The sequence below is a fragment of the Streptomyces sp. NPDC004031 genome, assembly GCF_053604375.1.
The window spans coordinates 95,000-115,105 of record NZ_JBSGHL010000002.1 but is presented as its reverse complement, the minus strand read 5'-3'; the positions used below and the strand labels follow the sequence as shown (position 1 = coordinate 115,105).

The window sequence follows — 20,106 nt, the reverse complement described above, 5'->3', positions numbered from 1 at the left end:
CTTCAGCAGCTCTGCTTCGGTGGGCATGAACTCACTCTCAACTCGGGTCGGTGGGCGGTTCGTCGCCGGAGACGGAGATGCCGAGGCTGTTCGTGACGAAGGCGAGGACCTCCGCCGCGCTCGCGGATTCGAGGTCGGCGGGCGCTTCCTCCTCGGTCTGCGCCGGGGAGGCCGGTGCCGTCCAGGGCACCGACATGCTGCGGACGGTCTCGGCCAGGGCGGTGCGCTGGGCGCCGGTCAGGGTGAGTGCCGTCAAGTGGCCGCGGAGCCGGGTGAGATCGGCCATGACCTGCTCGTAGGTGGGTTCACCGGCGCCCTGTTCGGCCGGGCGGGGGGCGAGTCCGGCGAGCAGGTGGTCGACCAGGGCGGCGGGGCTGGGGTGGTCGAACACCGCGGTGGAGCTGAGCCGCAGGCCGGTCCGGGCGCTGACCCGGTTGCGGAGTTCGACGGCGGTGAGGGAGTCGAAGCCGAGGTCGCGGAAGGCCCCGTCCGCAGATATACGGCGCGGGTCGCCGTAGCCGAGCACGTCGGCCGCCTCCGCGCGCAGGATGTCGAGCAGCGTCTCGCGGCGCCGCTCGGCGGGCAGTTGGAGCAGCCGGTCGCGCAGCGGCTCGGGCGCCGCCGGGGCGGCCTCGGCGGCGGTGCGCCGGGAGGGGGCGGGGGCGGGCGCGAGGTCGCGCAGCAGAACGGGTGCGGTGGGCGTGCGCAGGGCCGCGGTGTCCACGCGCGCCGGGACGAGGAACGGCACGGCGGCCGTCAGCGCCCGGTCGAAGGCGGCGAGTCCTTCGTCGGTGCCGGTCGGCAGCAGTCCGCTGCGGGCGATCCGGCCGCGGTCGGCGTCGCCGAGGCCGGACGTCATACCGCTCGCCTCGCTCCACAGGCCCCAGGCGAGGGAGACCGCGGGCCGTCCGTCCGCGTGCCTGCGGGCCGCGAAGGCGTCCAGATAGGCGTTGGCGGCCGCGTAGTTGGCCTGGCCGGGCGTGCCGAGCACACCGGCCGCGGAGGAGAAGACCACGAAGGCCGCCAGGTCGGCGTCGGCGGTCAGCTCGTCCAGGTGCCGGACCGCGTCCGCCTTCGGCCGCAGCACGGCGTCGAGCCGCTCGGGGGTGAGGGCTTCCAGCACGCCGTCGTCGAGGACGCCCGCGGTGTGCACGACGGCGGTCAGCGGGTGTGCGGAAGGGATGTGGGCCAGGGCGCGGGCGAGCGCGTCGCGGTCGCCGACGTCGCAGGCCACCGCCTGCGCGGTCACCTGCCCGGCCGCCCGCCCGGTCGTCGCTTGCGCGTCGCCCAGGTCCGCGGGCAGCCCGGCGCCGCTGCGGCTGAGCAGCAGCAGGTGCCGTACGCCGTGGGCGCCGACCAGGCGGCGTACGACGTGCTGCGCCAGGGTGCCGCTCGCGCCCGTGACGACGACCGTGCCGTCCGGGTCGAGCGGCCAGGGGAAGGTCAGGACCTCCGCGGCCTCCGGACCGGCCGCGGTGGCGGGCGGCGCGACCGGCAGGTCGCGGCTCGCGGCGGCGGCCCGTACGTCCACGGCCCGCACGGGCGGCGGCACGGCCCCGGCGAGCAGGCCCGCCAGCTCGGCCAGGATCTCCCGCTGCCGGGCGGGCCCGGCGTCCGCGGCGCCGGCGGGGGCCGACTCCGAGTACGCGGCACCGCCCGGCGCCTCGTACCGCCCGGCCACGGCCACGTAGCGGCCCCCGGCGGCGAGCAGCGCGGCCGACGCCTCGGCGGTGTCCCCACCCAGCGGGTCGAGGACCACGTCGAACCCGGCCGGGAGGGTCTTGGGGAAGACGTCGGCCTCGGGCTCGGCCAGATGCGCCGCGTCCAGCCCCAGGCCGCCCAGGGCGTCGCGGGCCCCGGCCGGGGCGGTGGCGTACACCTCCGCGCCGAGGTGCCGGGCGACCTGCACGGCGGCCAGGCCCACGGCCGTCCCGGCGCCGTGCACGAGCACCTGATCGCCGGATCCGGTACGGGCCAGGTCCGCGAGGGCGTGCCAGGCGGTGAGGAACGCGGGCGCGGCTGCGGCGGCCTGCGCGAAGCTCCACCCCTCCGGGACGCGGACCACGTCCCGGAGGTCGGCCACCACGAACCGCCCCGGGGCCTCGCCCCCCGGGAAGACGCCGAACACGCGCTCGCCGGGGGCGAGACCGGTGACGTCCGCCCCGACCTCGACGACGACCCCGGCACCGGACCAGGGCGACACGTCGTCGGGCGAGGAGGCGGGGTCTGCGTCGGGGTCGGCCGGGCTTCCGGGGGCTCGCGAGTGGCCGAGGTCGGTCGGGGCAGCGGGGCCGGTCGCGTGACCGGCGGCCGGGTACGCGGGGTCGGTCGCGTGACCGGCGGTGGCCGGGGACGCGGGGTCCGCCGGGGACGCCGGGGCGGCCGCGTGACCGGAGTCGGCCGGGATCCCAGAGACGCCCGAGTGGCCGGGTACGACCAGGTGAGCCGGAACGGGCGCGTCACCGGCGGCGACCGGATACGCGGGGTCCGCCAGGTACGCCGGGTCCGCCAGGCGCGCCGCCTTGGTTCCGTGGCCGGCGGGCGGCGTGGCGGCGCGCAGCGACACGCGGACGTCCAGCGGGCCCAACGGCCGTTCCGGGGAGGGGACTTCGACGAGCGACGGGGCGTCGGGGCCTTCCGTGCGCAGCCGCCAGGCGGGGGCGTCCGGCAGGGGGAGCAGGGGTGGGGCGGTCCGGGTGAGCCGGGGGGCGAAGGGGCGGCCGCCGCGGACGGCGACCTGCGGTTCGCCGGTGGCGGCGGCCGTCGCCAGGGCTTCGTCCGTGCGGCTGTCCACGTCGACGAGCAGGAGCCGTCCGGGGTGCTCGGCCTGGGCGGAGCGCACCAGGCCCCACACGGCGGCGCTGACCGGGTCGGGCCGGTCCATGAGCGTGCCCCGGGTGACGACGGCGAGCCGTGCGCGCTCCCGTGCCGGGTCGGCGAGGAAGCGCTGGACCGACTCCAGCACCTCGGCCAGCCGGGTCCGCGGGTCGTCGCCGCCCGGTTCGACGGGAACGACCGTGAGGTCGGCGAGGTCGGCCGGGGGTGCCGGGACGCCCGCGGTGGGCAGCGGCCGCCAGCGCAGGTGCAGGCCGCCGGGCCGGTCCGCGGCCGCGCCCCCCGCCGCCATCGGCCGCAGCGCGAGCGCGTCGACGGTGACGACGGCGCGGCCGGAGGTGTCGGCCGCGGTCAGGGACACCGCGCCGTCGCCGGTCGCCGCGAGCCGGACGCGCAGGACGGCGGCGCGGGTCGCCTCCAGGGTCACGCCGGTCCAGGAGAACGGCAGCAGGGGCCGGTCGGCGCCGCTCCCGGCGAGGTCCGGGAGGCCGAGGGTGACGGTGTGCAGGGCGGCGTCCAGGAGCGCCGGGTGCAGGCCGAACCCGCCCGCTTCGACGGGGAGTTCGACCTCCGCCCACAGCTCGTCCGCGGTGCGCCAGGCCGCGCGCAGGCCGCGGAAGGCCGGACCGTAGTCGTAGCCGCGCGCGGCCAGCTCGGCGTAGAAGCCGTCCAGCGGTACGGGTGCCGCCCCCTCCGGCGGCCAGGTCCACTGCGCGGGCTGCGGCAGCGGGGCGGCGGCCGGGGCGAGCACGCCCGTGGCGTGGCGGACGGAGGCCTCGGCGGCGGCCGGGGCCGACGGCGAGTCCGTGGAGTGCAGGGCGATCGTCCGGCGGCCGTCCTCGTCCGCGGCGCCCACGACCGCCTGGAAGTACACCGCGGCGCCGGAGGGCAGCGCGAGGGGCGTGTGCAGGGTCAGTTCCTCGACGACCGGGCAGCCGGTCTCCGCCCCTGCGTGCAGGGCCAGTTCGAGGAAGGCGGTGCCGGGCAGCAGCGGTGTGCCGTCCACGGCGTGGTCGGCGAGCCAGGGCTGCGCGCCCGGCAGCAGCCGTCCGGTGAGGACGGTCTGCCCGTCGGGCAGGTGCACGGCGGCGCCCAGCAGCGGGTGCCGGGTGGCGCTGAGCCCCGCGGCGCGCAGCCCGGTGACCGTCTCGTCGGCGGCCTGCCAGTAGCGCTGCCGCGCGAAGGGATAGCCGGGCAGCTCCACCAGGCGGCCGCCCGGCAGCGTCCGCTCCCACGCGACGGGCAGGCCGCCCGTGAACGGCACGGCCAGCGCGGCGGCCAGCGCCTGCGCCTCGGGCCGCCCCGGGGTGAGCGTCGCCACGGCGGTGTAACGGCCGTCCGGCAGCGCCGCGTCGAGGGTGGCGTGCGCCATCGGCGTGAGCACGGCCGACGGACCGACCTCCAGGAAGGTGGTCACCCCGCGGTCGGCCAGGCAGCGCACCCCGTCGGCGAACCGCACGGCCCGGCGGACGTGCTCGACCCAGTACGCGGGCGTGCACAGGTGCGCGGGATCGGCGAGTTCGCCGGTGAGGTTGGAGACGAGGGGCAGCCGCGGCGGCTCGAAGGCCAGGCCCGACAGCACCTCGGCGAACTCCGCGAGCACGGGCTCCATGCGGTGCGAGTGGAAGGCGTGCGAGACCGGCAGCCTGCGCGTCCGCCGCCCGGCGGACCGGAAGTGTTCGGCGACGGCGACCACGGCGGCCTCGTCCCCCGAAACCACCACGGCCCGGGGCCCGTTGACGGCGGCGATGCCCGCCGCGCCCGCCGACGTGGCCACGTCCGCCGATCCTGCCGCGCCCGCCGATCCTGCCGCGTCCGCGCGTCGGGCCGATTCCGCCAGTCCGGCCGACTCCAGGTAGGCGCCGACCTCGTGCTCGTCGGCCTCGACCGCGAGCATCGCGCCGCCCTCCGGCAGCGCCTGCATCAGTCGGCCGCGCGCCGCGACCAGGGCGCACGCGTCGGGCAGGGACAGCACGCCCGCCGCGCAGGCCGCGGTGATCTCGCCGAGCGAGTGCCCCATCACGTAGTCGGGCGTGACGCCCCACGACCGCAGCAGCTCCCACAGCGCCGTCTCCAGCGCGAAGAGCGCGGTCTGCGTGTACACGCTCTGGTCGAGCAGGGCCGCGAGGGGCGAGCCGGCGGGCGCGAACGCGACGTCGCGCAGCGGGTGTTCGACGTACCCGTCGAGGTGCGCGTCGACCGCCGCGCACACGGCGTCGAACGTCCCGGCGAAGACCGGGTACCGCTCGTACAGCTCCCGGCCCGCTTCGGCGCGCTGTGCGCCCTGGCCGGAGAACACCAGGGCCAGGCCGCCGGTTCCCGCCGGTCCGACCGCGCCGAGCACGGCGTCCGGTGTGTCCTCACCTGCGGCGACGGCAGCCAGCGCCGTGGTCATGGCGTCGTGGTCGGCGCCGAGGACGACGGCCCGGTGGTCGAGCAGGGCGCGCCCGGAGGCGAGGGTGCGCGCGATGTCGCGCGGGTCGAGGCCGGGGTGGACGTCGAGGTGGGCGAGCAGCCGTGCGGCCTGGCGTCGTACGCCGTCCTCGGTCCGCGCCGACAGCACCCAGGGGGTGAGGGACGCGGGCGGCTCGGTGCCGGGCTCCTCCGTGGCCTCGGCGGGCGGGGCTTCGAGGATGACGTGGGCGTTGGTGCCGCTGATGCCGAAGGAGGACACCGCCGAGCGGCGCGGCCGGTCCACGTCGGGCCACGGCCGGTTCTCGGTCAGCAGCCGGACCTGGCCCTGTTCCCAGTCGACGTGGTGGGTCGGCTCGTCGGCGTGCAGCGTCTGCGGGAGGACGCCGTGGCGCATCGCCTCGATCATCTTGATGATGCCCGCGACCCCGGCCGCCGCCTGCGCGTGCCCGATGTTCGACTTGACCGAACCCAGCCACAACGGACGGTCGTCGGGGCGCTGTTGGCCGTACGTCGCGAGCAGCGCCTGTGCCTCGATGGGGTCGCCGAGCGGGGTGCCGGTGCCGTGGGCCTCGACGGCGTCCACGTCCGCGCCGTTCAGCCCGGCGGCCGTCAACGCGTCGCGGATGACGCGCTGTTGGGAGGGGCCGTTGGGGGCCGTCAGGCCGTTGGACGCACCGTCCTGGTTGACCGCCGAGCCCCGCACGACGGCGAGGACCTGGTGGCCGTTGCGCCGCGCATCCGACAAGCGCTCGACCACCAGCAGGCCGACGCCCTCGGCCCATCCGGCGCCGTCGGCGGAGTCCGAGAAGGCCTTGCACCGCCCGTCGGGGGACATCGCCCGCTGCCGCGAGAACTCCACGAACGTCGTCGGAGTCGACATCACCGTCACCCCACCCGCCAGCGCCAGCGAGCACTCACCGTTCCGCAGCGCCTGAGCGGCCAGATGCAGGGCGACCAGCGAGGACGAGCACGCCGTGTCCACCGTCATCGCCGGACCCTCAAGACCCAGCAGGTACGAGATCCGGCCCGACGCCACGCTCGACGCGCTGCCGAGCATGCGGAAGCCCTCCATGCCGTCGACCGGTTCGTGCAGGGGCGGCCCGTACTCGCCGGCCATCAGACCGGTGAAGACGCCGGTGCGGGTGCCGCGCAGCGAGGTCGGGTCGATCGCCGAGCGCTCCAGCGCTTCCCAGGCGGTTTCCAGCAGCAGGCGCTGCTGCGGGTCCATCGCCGCCGCCTCGCGCGGGCTGATCCCGAAGAAGTCGGCGTCGAAGTCACCCGCACCGGCCAGGAACCCGCCATGCCGGGCGTAGCTCGTCCCGGCGTGATCGGGGTCGGGGTCGTAGAGTTCCGCGAGATCCCACCCACGGTCGGCGGGGAATTCCGAGACCGCGTCCAGGCCGTTCACCACCGCCTGCCACAGCTCGTCGGGCGACGCGATCCCGCCCGGCAGCCGGCACGCCGTCCCCACGATCACGATCGGGTCGGCGTCCACGTCGGCCTTGGTGGGCGGCTGCGGTGCCGCCGGGAGCGCGGAGGTGCCGCGCACCTGCTCGTCGAGGTAGCCGGCCAGCGCGGTGAGCGTCGGGTAGTCGAAGACCAGCGTGGACGGCAGCCGGAGCCCCGTGGCCGTCTGCAAGCGCTGGCGCAGTTCGAGGCCGGTGAGCGAGTCGAAGCCCATCTCCCGGAAGGCCCGCTGCGGGTCCACCGAGCCCGCCGAACCATGCCCCAGGACGAGCGAGACCTGCGCCCCGACCAGCGCGACCAGCGCCGCCGACCGCTCCTCCGCCCCCAACGCCGCCATGTCCGCACCCCACGACGAGGTCCCCGTCGCCCCGCCTTGGGCGACGGGACGCCGGACCGGTGCGCGGACGAGGGAGGAGAACAGCGGCGGGAGACCGTCCTTGACGGCACGCTTCCGGAGAGCCGGCAGGTCGAGCAGGGCGGTGACGAGGGCGGGGCGGTCGGACCGCAGGGCGGCGTCGAAGAGCGCGAGGCCGTCCTCGGTGGGGAGAGGGGCCAGTCCGGTACGGGTCAGCCGCGCCAGATCCGCGTCCCCCAGGTGCCCGGTCATGGAGCTGCTTTCCGCCCACAGGCCCCATGCCATCGAGGTCGCGGGAAGGCCGTCCGCACGGCGGGCCCGCGCGAGCGCGTCCAGGTAGGCGTTCGCGGCGGCGTAGTTGCCCTGGCCCGCCGTGCCGATGACACCGGCGGCCGACGAGAACACCACGAACGCCGACAGCTCCGCGTCACGGGTCAGCTCGTCCAGCCAGCGGGCACCGTCCACCTTCGGCGCGAGGACGGTGTCCACCCGCTCCGGCGTCAAGGCGGTGACCACACCGTCGTCCAGCACACCGGCCGTATGCACCACGCCGGTCAGGGGATGGTCGGTCCCGATGCCGTCCAGCACGCTCGCGACCGCGTCCCGGTCCGCCACGTCGCAGGTGACGAACCGCGCCGACGCGCCCGCCACCGTCACCTCCGCCACCAGGTCGTCGACCCGCTCGCTCCCACGACGGCCGACGAGGACCAGATGCCGCACCCCGTGACGTGCCACCAGGTGCCGCGCCACATGACCCGCGAGCACACCGCCCGCCCCCGTCACCAACACCGTCCCCTCGGGCGGGAAGGAAACAGCCGGGCCGTCCGCGTCCACCGTGGACGCGGTCAGCCGGGGGGCGACGAACTGGCCGTCGTGCAGGACGACTTGGGGTTCGTCCGTCGCGAGGGCGGCCTCCACCGCGCTCGCGGTGTCGGCGTCCTCGGGTGCGTCGAGGACGACCAGACGCGCAGGGTGCTCCGCCTGCGCGGAGCGCAACAGACCCCACACGGCGGAGGTCACCGGATCGGCGACCCCGGCCATCCGCCCGTGCGTCACCACGACCAGCGGGCCGTCCTCCTCCGGGCCCTCGGTGAGGAAGTCCTGTACCAGCGCCAGCACTTCACCGAGCCGGGCGCGTACGTCACCGCCCGGCGCGACCTCCTCCACGCGCGCGGCGGAGGTGCCCGGTACCGCTTCCGGAACCGGAGCGGCGGTCCAGCCCAGCTCGTACAGGCCGTTCGTCCGACCGGCGGCGACCTGCCGGAGCTGGTCCTCCGACATGGGGTGGATACGCAGCTCGTCCACCGTCACGACCGGCAGCCCGGCACCGTCGAACGCGGCCACCCGCACCACACCCTCGGCCCCGGGCGTCAACCGCACCCGCAGCACCGAGGCACCCACCGCACGCAGCCGAACCCCGGTCCACGAGAAGGGCACCCGCAAGTCGTCCGTCGGCAGGGGGTGCAGGGCCGCGTCGAGCAGTGCGGGGTGCAGCCCGAAGCCGCCGGGCTCGACGGGCAGCCGCACCTCCGCGAACACCTCGTCCCCGACCCGCCACACGTCCCGCAGGCCCTGGAACACCGGCCCGTACCCGTAACCGAGCCCGGCCAGCCGCTCGTAGACCTCCGCACCCGGCACGGACTGCGCACCGGACGGCGGCCAGGCGACGTCCAGGGGCGGTACGGGCAGCGGCGTTCCGGGAACCACGACGCCGACGGCGTGCCGTACCCAGTCGGCACCCGTGTCGTGGGGGCGGGAGTGCACGGTGACCGCCCGCCGGCCGGCCTCGTCCTCCGGGGCGCCCACCGTCACCTGGACCACGACCGCCGCGCCCTCCGCCAGCAGCAGCGGACGCTCCAACGTCAGCTCCTCCACCACCTCGCACCCCGCCTGCCCACCCGCGTGCAGGGCGAGTTCGACGAAGGCCGTGCCCGGGAGCAGCGCCGCACCGAAGACAGCGTGGTCGGCCAGCCAGGGGTGCGTGTCGAGGGAGATCCTGCCGGTGAGCACGATGTCCCCCCGGTCCGCCAGGGAGACGGCGGCGTGCAGGAGGGGGTGACCGGCCGGGTCGAGGCCCAGCCCGGCCGCGTCCACCGGCGACCGGCCCGCCGACAGCCAGAAGCGGCGACGCTCGAACGCATACGTCGGCAGATCGACGAGCCGCCCGCCGGAGAGCCACGACGACCAGTCGACATCCACTCCGGCCGTGAACAACTCGGCCGCATGGCGCAGCAGTTGATCACGGCCGCCCTCGTCCCGCCGCAACGTCCCCACGGCAGTCACGTTTTCGACCTCTGCCGCCTCGGCCGCCTGCACCACCGCGCCCAGCAGCACCGGGTGCGGGCTGACTTCGACGAAGGTCCGGTGGCCGTCCGTCAGGAGGGTGGAGAGGGCCCGGTCGAAGCGGACGGGTCGGCGCAGGTTGGTGAACCAGTAGTCGGCGTCCATGGTGGCCGTGTCGATGACCTCGCCGGTGACGGTGGAGACCAGGGGGATGTCGGAGCTGCGGGGCGCGATCCCGTCCAGCAGGTCCAGCAACTCCGCCCGCAGTTGCTCAACTTGGGGTGAGTGGGAGGCGTAGTCCACGGCGATCCGCCGTGCCTGGACGCTCTCCTGTTCGCAGCGCTTCACGAACGCGTCCAGCTCGTCCGGGGCGCCGGACACCACGACCTGCTCGGGCCCGTTGACCACCGCCACCGCAAGCCCGTCGGTGAGCCACCCGCCCACTCGTTCCGCAGGCGCGAGGACCGAGACCATGCCGCCACGTCCGGCCAGCGAGCGGATCGCCCGCGACCGCAACGCAACCACCCTGGCCGCGTCCTCCAGCGACAGCGCACCCGCCACACACGCGGCCGCGATCTCCCCCTGGGAATGCCCCACCACCGCAGCAGGCCGCACCCCCAGCGACTCCCACACCGCCGCCAACGACACCATCACCGCGAACAACACCGGCTGGACCACATCCACCCGCTCCAGCTCAGCCCCGTCCCCCCGCACCACCCCCAGCAACGACCAATCCGTCAACGCATCCAGCGCCGCCGCGCACTCACCCATCCGCGCGGCGAACACCTCAGAGGTCTCCAGCAACTCCCGCGCCATACCCGCCCACTGCGAGCCCTGACCCGGAAACACCCACACCACACCGCCCGCTCGCACCGAACCGACCACCGCGTCCGGGGTGTCCTCACCGGCAGCCACCGCAGCCAACGCCGACGACAACGCCTCACGGTCGGCGCCCAGCACAACCGCCCGGTGATCCAGCAGAGCCCGCCCGGCAGCGAGCGTCAGCCCCACATCCCGCAGCCCCAGGCCCGGAGCGTCATCCAGGTGAGCGAGCAGCCGCGCGGCCTGGCGTCGTACACCGTCCTCGGTCCGCGCCGACAGCACCCAGGGGGTGAGGGACGCGGGCGGCTCGGTGCCGGGCTCCTCCGCCACCTCGGCGGGCGGGGCTTCCAGGATGACGTGGGCGTTCGTGCCGCCGATGCCGAACGACGAGACCGCCGAGCGGCGCGGCCGGTCCAGCTCGGGCCAGGGGCGGTTTTCCGTCAGCAGTCGGACGTCGCCCTGCTCCCAGTCGACGTGGTGCGACGGCTCGTCCGCGTGCAGCGTCTGCGGCAGCACACCGTGGCGCATCGCCTCGACCATCTTGATGATGCCCGCGACCCCGGCCGCCGCCTGCGCGTGCCCGATGTTCGACTTGACCGAACCCAGCCACAACGGACGGTCGTCGGGGCGCTGTTGGCCGTACGTCGCCAGCAGCGCCTGCGCCTCGATCGGATCGCCCAGCGCGGTGCCGGTGCCATGGGCCTCGACGGCGTCCACGTCGGCCGCGTTCAGCCCGGCACCCGCCAACGCGTCGCGGATGACGCGCTGTTGGGACGGGCCGTTCGGCGCGGTCAAACCGTTGGACGCACCGTCCTGGTTCACCGCCGAGCCCCGCACCAGCGCCAGCACCCGGTGCCCGTTGCGCCGCGCATCCGACAAGCGCTCGACCACCAGCAGGCCCACGCCCTCGGCCCATCCGGCACCGTCGGCGGAGTCCGAGAAGGCCTTGCACCGCCCGTCGGGGGACATCGCCCGCTGCCGCGAGAACTCCACGAACGTCGTCGGAGTCGACATCACCGTCACCCCACCCGCCAGCGCGAGCGAGCACTCACCGTTCCGCAGCGCCTGAGCGGCAAGGTGCAGCGCGACAAGCGAGGACGAGCACGCCGTGTCCACCGTCATCGCCGGACCCTCAAGACCCAGCAGGTACGAGATCCGGCCCGAGGCGACACCGCCGCTGGTGCCCGTGATGAGCATCCCCTCGACGTCCTGAGCCGCCTCGCTCTGCGAGGAGCCGTAGTCGTGGTACATCAGGCCGGTGAAGACGCCGGTGCGGGTGCCGCGCAGCGACGTCGGGTCGATCGCCGAGCGCTCCAGTGCCTCCCAGGCGGTTTCCAGCAGCAGGCGCTGCTGCGGGTCCATCGCCGCCGCCTCGCGCGGGCTGATCCCGAAGAAGTCGGCGTCGAAGTCACCCGCACCGGCCAGGAACCCGCCGTGCCGGGCGTAGCTCGTCCCGGCGTGATCCGGATCCGGGTCGTACAACCCCGCCAGATCCCACCCACGGTCCGCCGGAAACTCCGACACCGCGTCCACACCCTCCGACACCACCCGCCACAACCCGTCCGACGACTCGATCCCACCCGGCAACCGGCACGCCATCCCCACGATCACCACCGGATCGGCGTCCACGTCGGCCTTGGTGAGTGCGGGCGGTACGGCCGGGAGCGTGGACGTGCCGCCGACCTGCTCGTCGAGGTAGCCGGCCAGCGCGGTGAGCGTCGGATAGTCGAAGACGAGGGTGGACGGCAGCCGGAGCCCCGTGGCCGTCTGCAAGCGCTGGCGGAGTTCGAGGCCGGTGAGCGAGTCGAAGCCCATCTCCCGGAAGGCCCGCTGCGGATCCACCGCACCCGCCGAACCATGGCCCAGGACGAGCGAGACCTGCGCCCCGACCAGCGCCACCAGCGCCGCCGACCGCTCCTCCGCCCCCAACGCCGCCATCCCGGCGGTCCAGGAGCGGGCCTCTTCGGCAGCGGGCGCCGCCGCCTGGCGCAGCGGGAGCCGGACCAGGGAGGCGAAGACGGCGGGAAGGCTGCCCTGGGCCGCGCGGTTCCGCAGCGCAGGAAGGTCGAGACGCGCGGGCACGACCGTCGCGCGGTCGGACCGGAGGGCGGCGTCGAAGAGCGCGAGGCCGTCCTCGGTGGGGAGGGGAGCCAGCCCCGTGCGCGTCAGCCGCGCCAGATCCGCGTTCCCCAGGTGCCCGGTCATGGAGCTGGTGTCGGCCCACAACCCCCACGCCATCGAGGTCGCGGCAAGGCCCTCCGCGCGGCGCACCTGAGCCAGCGCGTCCAGATACGCGTTCGCTGCCGCGTAGTTGCCCTGCCCCGCCGTACCGACGACACCGGCGGCCGACGAGAACACCACGAACGCCGACAGCTCCGCGCCCCGCGTCAGCTCGTCCAGCCAGCGGGCACCGTCCACCTTCGGCGCGAGGACGGTGTCCACGCGTTCCGGCGTCAACGCCGTCACCACACCGTCGTCCAGCACACCGGCCGTATGCACCACGCCCGTCAGCGGATGCTCGGCACCGATACCGTCCAGCACGCTCGCGACCGCGTCCCGGTCCGCCACGTCGCAGGTGACGAACCGCGCCGACGCGCCCGCCGACGCCACCTCCGCCACCAGGTCGTCGACCCGCTCGCTCCCACGACGGCCGACGAGGACCAGATGCCGCACCCCGTGACGTGCCACCAGATGCCGCACCACATGACCCGCGAGCACACCGCCCGCCCCCGTCACCAACACCGTCCCCTCGGACGCGAGGGAAGCAGCGGCGCCGTCCTCCTCGGCGGGCAGTGCCGCGAGCCGGGGTACGACGAAACGGTCCTCGTCGAGCACCACTTGGGGTTCGTTCGTCGCGAGAGCGGCCTCCACCGCGCTCACGGTGTCCGCGTCCTCGGGTGTGTCGAGGACGACGAGACGCCCGGGGTGCTCCGCCTGCGCGGAGCGCAGCAGGCCCCACACGGCGGAGGTCACCGGATCGGCGACCCCGGCCATCCGCCCGTGCGTCACGACCACCAGACGGCCGTCCTCCGGGCCCTCGGCCACGAAGTCCTGTACCACCGCGAGCACTTCCGCGAGCCGCCCGCGCACGTCTCCACCCGGCGCGATCTCCTCCACCCGCACCAGGGACGCGTCCCGTGCCGCCGACTCCGGCACCGGGACGACCGTCCACCGCAGTGCGAAGAGCCCGCCGGTCCCCTGCCCCGCCACCTCGCGGAGCTGGTCCTGCGCCATCGGGTGGAGCCGCAGCCCCTCCACCGTCACGACCGGCAGCCCCGCACCGTCGAACGCGGCCACCCGCACCACGCCCTCGGCCCCGGGCGTCAACCGCACCCGCAGCACCGAGGCCCCCACCGAGGACATACGGACCCCGCTCCAGGCGAACGGCACGCGGAGTTCGTCGCCGAGCAGGGGGTGCAGGGCGGCGTCCAGCAGCGCGGGGTGCAGCCCGAAGCCGCCGGGCTCGACGGGCAGCCGCACCTCCGCGAACAGCTCCTCCCCGACCCGCCACACGTCCCGCAGGCCCTGGAACACCGGCCCGTACCCGTAACCGAGCCCGGCCAGCCGCTCGTAGGTGCCGGAGACGGTGTCGGGACCCTCGATCCGCCGGGCGCCCGGGGGCGGCCACGCGGCGCTCAGGCGCTCCTCCGGTACGGGGTCTGTCGGCGCGAGGGTGCCCGTGGCGTGGCGGCTCCATTCGTCGCTGCTGCCCTGGGGGCGGGAGTGCACGGTGACCGGCCGGCGCCCGGCCTCGTCCTCCGGGGCGCCCACCGCCACCTGGACCACGACCGACGCGCCCTCCGCCACCAGCAGCGGACGCTCCAACGTCAGCTCCTCCACCACCTCGCAACCCGCCTGCCCACCCGCGTGCAGGGCGAGTTCGACGAAGGCCGTGCCGGGCAGGACGACGGTGCCGTGGACGGCGTGGTCGCTCAGCCACGGGTGGTCCTGGAGGGAGAGCTGCCCCGTCAGTACCCATCCGTCCTGCGAAGCCAGCGGGACGGCGGCGTGCAGGAGGGGGTGACCGGCCGGGTCGAGGCCCAGCCCGGCCGCGTCCACCGGGGACCGGCCCGCCGACAGCCAGAAGCGGCGACGCTCGAACGCATACGTCGGCAGATCGACGAGCCGCCCGCCCGCGACCCACGACGACCAGTCGACATCCACACCGGCCGTGAACAACTCGGCAGCGTGACGCAGCAGTTGGTCCCGCCCGCCCTCTTCCCGCCGCAACGTCCCCACGGCGGTCACACCCTCGACCTCTGCCGCCTCGGCCGCCTGCACCACCGCGCCCAGCAACACCGGATGCGGGCTGACCTCGACGAACTCCCGATGCCCGTCGCCCAGCAGCGTGGAGAGGGCCTGGTCGAAGCGCACGGGTCGGCGCAGGTTCGTGAACCAGTACTCCGCGTCCATCACCGACGTGTCGATGACCTCGCCCGTGACGGTCGAGACGAGGGGGATGCCCGAGCCGCGCGGCTCTATTCCGCCCAGGAGGTCCAACAACTCCGCGCGCAGTTCCTCCACTTGGGGTGAATGGGAGGCGTAGTCCACCGCGATCCGCCGTGCCTGGACGCCCTCCTGCTCGCAGCGCTTTACGAAGGCGTCCAGCTCGTCCGGAGCACCGGACACCACGACCTGCTCGGGCCCGTTGACCACCGCCACCGCAAGCCCGTCCGTCACCCACTCGCTCACCCGGTCGGCCGACGCGAGCACCGAGACCATGCCGCCACGACCGGCCAGCGAGCGGATCGCCCGCGACCGCAACGCAACGACCCTGGCCGCGTCCTCCAGCGACAGCGCACCCGCCACACACGCGGCCGCGATCTCCCCCTGGGAATGCCCCACCACCGCAGCAGGCCGCACCCCCAGCGACTCCCACACCGCCGCCAGCGACACCATCACCGCGAACAACACCGGCTGAACCACATCCACCCGCTCCAGCTCAGCCCCGTCCCCGCGCACCACCTCCAGCAACGACCAGTCCGTCAACGCATCCAGCGCCGCCGCGCACTCGCCCATTCGCGCGGCAAACACCTCAGAGGTCTCCAGCAACTCCCGCGCCATCCCCGCCCACTGCGAGCCCTGCCCCGGGAACACCCACACCACACCCGCCGAAGCCGCCGCCGAGCCGAGCACGGCATCCGGTGACGCGACCCCCGCCGCCAGATCGCGCAGCCCCGCGCACAGCGCCTCGCGCTCCGTGCCCCACACCACCGCGCGGCACTCCAACCGTGCCCGTCCCGCGACCAGGCTCAACGCCACGTCGCGCGGGTCGAGGCCGGGGTGGACGTCGAGGTGGGCGAGCAGCCTCGCGGCCTGCCGCCGTACGCCGTCCTCGGTCCGCGCCGACAGGACCCAGGGGGTGAGGGACGCGGGCGGCTCGGCGCCGGGCTCCTCCGCCACCTCGGCGGGCGGGGCTTCGAGGATGACGTGGGCGTTGGTGCCGCTGATGCCGAAGGAGGACACCGCCGAGCGGCGCGGCCGGTCCACGACGGGCCACGGCCGGTTCTCGGTCAGCAGCCGCACCTGCCCCTCGTCCCAGTCGACGTGGTGCGACGGCTCGTCCACATGCAGCGTCTGCGGCAGCACACCGTGCCGCATCGCCTCCACCATCTTGATGACACCCGACACACCGGCCGCGGCCTGCGTGTGCCCGATGTTCGACTTCAGCGAGCCCAGCCACAACGGGCTGTCGCCGGGACGCTGTTGCCCGTACGTCGCGAGCAGCGCCTGCGCCTCGATCGGGTCACCGAGCGCCGTACCCGTGCCGTGTGCCTCCACCACGTCCACGTCGGCCGTATCGAGTCCCGCACCCGCCAACGCGGCGCGGATGACGCGCTGTTGGGACGGACCGTTGGGAGCTGTCAGACCGTTGGACGCACCGTCCTGGTTCACCGCCGAACCCCGCACCAGCGCCAGCACCCGGTGGCCGTTGCGCCGCGCGTCCGAGAGCCGCTCAACGACCAGCACGCCGACGCCCTCGGCCCACCCCGTACCGTCCGCCGCGTCCGCGAACGCCTTGCACCGCCCGTCCGGCGCCAGCCCCCGCTGCCGCGAGAACTCCACGAACATGCCGGGCGTGGACAGCACGGTCACGCCGCCCGCGAGCGCGAGCGAGCACTCGCCGCTGCGTACCGCCTGGGCGGCCAGATGCAGGGCGACGAGCGAGGACGAGCACGCCGTGTCCACCGTCATCGCCGGACCCTCAAGACCCAGCAGGTACGAGATCCGGCCGGACGCCACGCTCGTGGTGTTGCCGGTGAGGCGGAAGCCCTCGGTGCCGTCGACGGGTGCGTGCAGGTGGGGGCCGTACTCCATGTTCATGGCGCCGACGAAGACGCCGGTGCGGCTGCCGCGCAACGAGGTCGGGTCGATGACCGAGCGCTCCAGCGCCTCCCACGCCGTCTCCAGCAGCAACCGCTGCTGCGGATCCATCGCCGCCGCCTCACGCGGACTGATCCCGAAGAAGTCCGCGTCGAAATCACCCGCACCGGCCAAGAAGCCGCCGTGCCGCGCGTAGCTCGTCCCCGCGTGATCCGGATCCGGGTCGTACAACCCCGCCAGATCCCACCCACGGTCCGCCGGAAACTCCGACACCGCGTCCACACCCTCCGACACCACCCGCCACAACCCGTCCGGCGACTCGATCCCACCCGGCAACCGGCACGCCATCCCCACGATCACCACCGGATCGCCGTCCACGGCCACGGGGGTGACGGCGGGCGCGGCGGGGGTGTCGAGGGCGCCGACGATCCGGTCGTGCAGGTGGGCGGCGAGCGCCTGGGGGGTGGGGTGGTCGAAGAGCACGCTGGTGGGCAGGCGGAGCCCGGTGGCGGAGACGAGCCGGTTGCGCAACTGGACCGAGAGCGCGGAGTCGAAGCCGAGGTCGCGGAAGGCGGTGTCGGGGTCGCGGAGGGCGGTCTCGGGGTCCGCCCCGTGGCCGCCGGCGATCTCGGCGACGTGTTCGGCCAGCCAGCGCTGGAGGAAGCCGTCGGGGGAGCTGCGGATCGTGTCGCGCAGGGCGAGCGTGGTGGAGCTGAGGTGCTGCTCGGCAACGGATGCAACGGATGCGGCGGATGCGGCGGATGCGGCGGGGAGTTCGTCGAGCCAGTAGCGCTCCCGCTGGAAGGCGTAGGTGGGCAGGGCGACGAGGCGGGCGTCGCCGACGGCCTCGGCCCAGTCGACGGGCAGGCCGGCGACCCAGGCGGCGCCGAGCCCGGTGAGCAGGGCCTCGGGTTCGGGGACGTCCCGGTGCTGGAGGGCGACGGCGACCTCGGTCTCCGTGGGGTGGACCAGCGGGGTGAGGACGGAGTCCGGGGAGAGTTCGAGGAACCGGGTCACGCCCAGCTCGCGGCAGGCGGTGACGGCGTCGTGGAAGCGCACGGTGGCGCCGACGTGGGCGATCCAGTACGGCTCGGTCATCGGGGTGCCGGTGCGCCCGGTGACGGTGGAGACGATCGGGATGCGCGGTGCGTCGGCGGTGAGCCCGCTAATGCTGCGGGCGAGGTCGTCGAGCATGGGCACGGTGAGCGGTGAGTGGGCGGCGTTCTGCACGCGCAGCCGGGTGGTGCGGCGGCCCCGGTCCTGGAAGGCGGCGGCGACGCGGGTGACGGACGCGTCCGCGCCCGACAGCACGACGGAGCGCGGGCCGTTGATGACGCCGATGGACACGTCGTCGGTGTCCCGCAGCGCTTCGGCCGCCTCCTCCTCGGTGGCCTCGACGGCGATCATGGCGCCGCCGGGCGGCAGGGCCTCCATGAGCGCGCCGCGGGCCGCGGCGAGGGCGGCGGCGTCGGCCAGGGAGAGGGAGCCGGAGACGTGGGCGGCGACGATCTCGCCGAAGGAGTGGCCCACGAGCAGGTCGGGGGTGACGCCCCAGGAGGTGACCAGGCGGTACATGGCGACCTGGAAGGCGAACAGCGCGGGCTGCATGAGGCGCATGCCGTCGAGTGCTGCTGCCGCGGTTTCCGCGTCCGCCGTGTCCGCCGTGTCGTCGTGGGCGTCGAGGAGCACCTCGCGCAGGCCGAGGGCGGGGTCGAAGTGGTCGAGCACCTCGTCGAGCGCGCGGGCGAAGACGGGGTGTGCCGCGTACAGTTCGCGCCCCATGCCGAGGCGGTGCGCGCCGCCGCCCGCGAAGAGGAAGGCGGTACGGCCCTCCGCCGCGGTGGCGCCGGGGTTGCCGGTGGCACCGGCCGCACTCGTCACGCCGGTGACGGCGGCGGTGTGCAGGTCGGCCAGCTTGGCGGCGAGTTCGGCCCGGTCGGTGCCGATGACGACGGCGCGGTGTTCCAGGGCGGTGCGGGTCGCGGCGAGCGAGCGGGCGATGTCGGCCGCGTCGTCACCGCTGTCCCGGAGGTCGCCGTCCGGGAGGTGACTGTCCCGGAGGTCGCCGTCCCGGAGGTGGTCCAGCAGGCGGCCGGCCTGGGCGTCGAGGGCGCGGCCGGTGCGGGCCGAGATGACCCAGGGCAGCGGGCGGGGGGTGGCGGGCCGGGCGACCGGGCGGTCGGGGCGGCCGGTGTAGGGGCCTTCGGCGAGCACCACGTGGCAGTTGGTGCCGCCGATGCCGAAGGAGCTGACGCCCGCGACGAGCGGGGTGTCGGGCCGGGGCCAGGCGTCGAGCGCGGTCTGCACGCGCAGGTTGAGCGTGTCCAGCGGGATCGCCGGGTGCGGGGTGCGGAAGTGCAGGGTGGGGGGCAGTTGCCGGTGCCGGACGCTGAGGGCGGCCTTGAGCAGTCCGGCGATGCCGGCGGCGGCCTCCAGGTGGCCGATGTTGGTCTTGACCGAACCGACGTGCAGCGGGGGGCGGTCGGTGCCGCGTCCGACGACGGCGGACAGGGCGGCGGCCTCGACGGGGTCGCCGACGGGGGTGCCGGTGCCGTGCAGTTCCACGTACTGGACGACGTCGGGGCTGGTGCCCGCGTCGGCGTAGGCGCGCGCGAGGACGTCCTGCTGGCCTTGCGCGTCCGGGTCGGTGAGGCGGTCGCCCGCGCCGTCGTTGTTGACGGCGCTGCCGCGGATGACGCAGTAGATCGGGTCGCCGTCCGCGACGGCCCGCGCGAGCGGCTTGAGCAGGACCATGCCGCCGCCCTCGCCGCGTACGAACCCGTCGGCGCTCGCGTCGAAGACGGCGCTGCGGCCGCGTACGGACAGGGCGCCCAGGCCCGCGGTGGCCGTCATGCTCTCCGGCGAGAGGATCAGGCTGACGCCGCCCGCGAGGGCGAGGTCGCACTCGCCGCGGCGGATGCTCTCGGCGGCCAGGTGGACGGCCACCAGCGACGACGCCTGGGCCGCATCGACGGCCAGGCTCGGCCCGCGCAGGCCGAGGGTCCAGGAGATCCGGTTGGCGACGACGGCGCGGTGGCGGCCCACGAAGTCGTCGAGGTCGCCGCCGCCGGTCCGGCCGGTGAGCGCGGCGCGGGTGGCGAGGGTGGTGTAGTCGTCGGACGCGACGCCGACGAACGTCCCCGTGCGGGTGCCGCGCAGCCGGTCGGCGGGCGTCCCGGCGTCCTCGGCGGCCTCCCAGGCGAGTTCCAGCGCGAGGCGCTGCTGGGGGTCCATGGCGGCGGCTTCCTCGGGCCGTACCCCGAAGAAGGCCGCGTCGAAGGAGCCGACGTCGGCGAGGAAGCCGCCACGCCAGGACGGGGAGCCGGGTCCTCTGTCCTGTGGCCACGGGGAGACCGCGTCGGTTCCTTCGGACAGCAGTCGCCACAGCTCGGCCGGGGTGGAGGCCGACGGGACGCGGCAGGAGAGGCCGATCACCGCGACGGCGTTGTCGTAGGAGCCGTCGGTCACCTGGTCACCGGGCATGGATGGCTTCATACTCGGAGTATCCGCAGCGACCCCAAGATCGGCTTCCGTCAGAGGAACGGCCCGGACCTGGGGCTTCGGTAGGGGTTTTCCGGCCGGTGCTGGACCTTCGTCCAGGTTGT

1 protein-coding gene is annotated in these 20,106 nt (G+C 75.0%); it reads right to left on the bottom strand.

What is annotated here, in order from left to right; all coding sequences use genetic code 11:
• Positions 1 to 37 precede the first annotated feature (37 nt).
• Entirely contained in the window at positions 38 to 19,996 is a 19,959-nt protein-coding gene (locus ACWERV_RS01665; RefSeq protein WP_452927365.1) for an SDR family NAD(P)-dependent oxidoreductase, read from the bottom strand.
• Positions 19,997 to 20,106: the final 110 nt, after the last annotated feature.

Bases quoted from the DNA above. Each gene is read 5' to 3' on its own strand.
- ACWERV_RS01665 (WP_452927365.1), bottom strand. From the start codon at position 19,996: ATGAAGCCATCCATGCCCGGTGACCAGGTGACCGACGGCTCCTACGAC.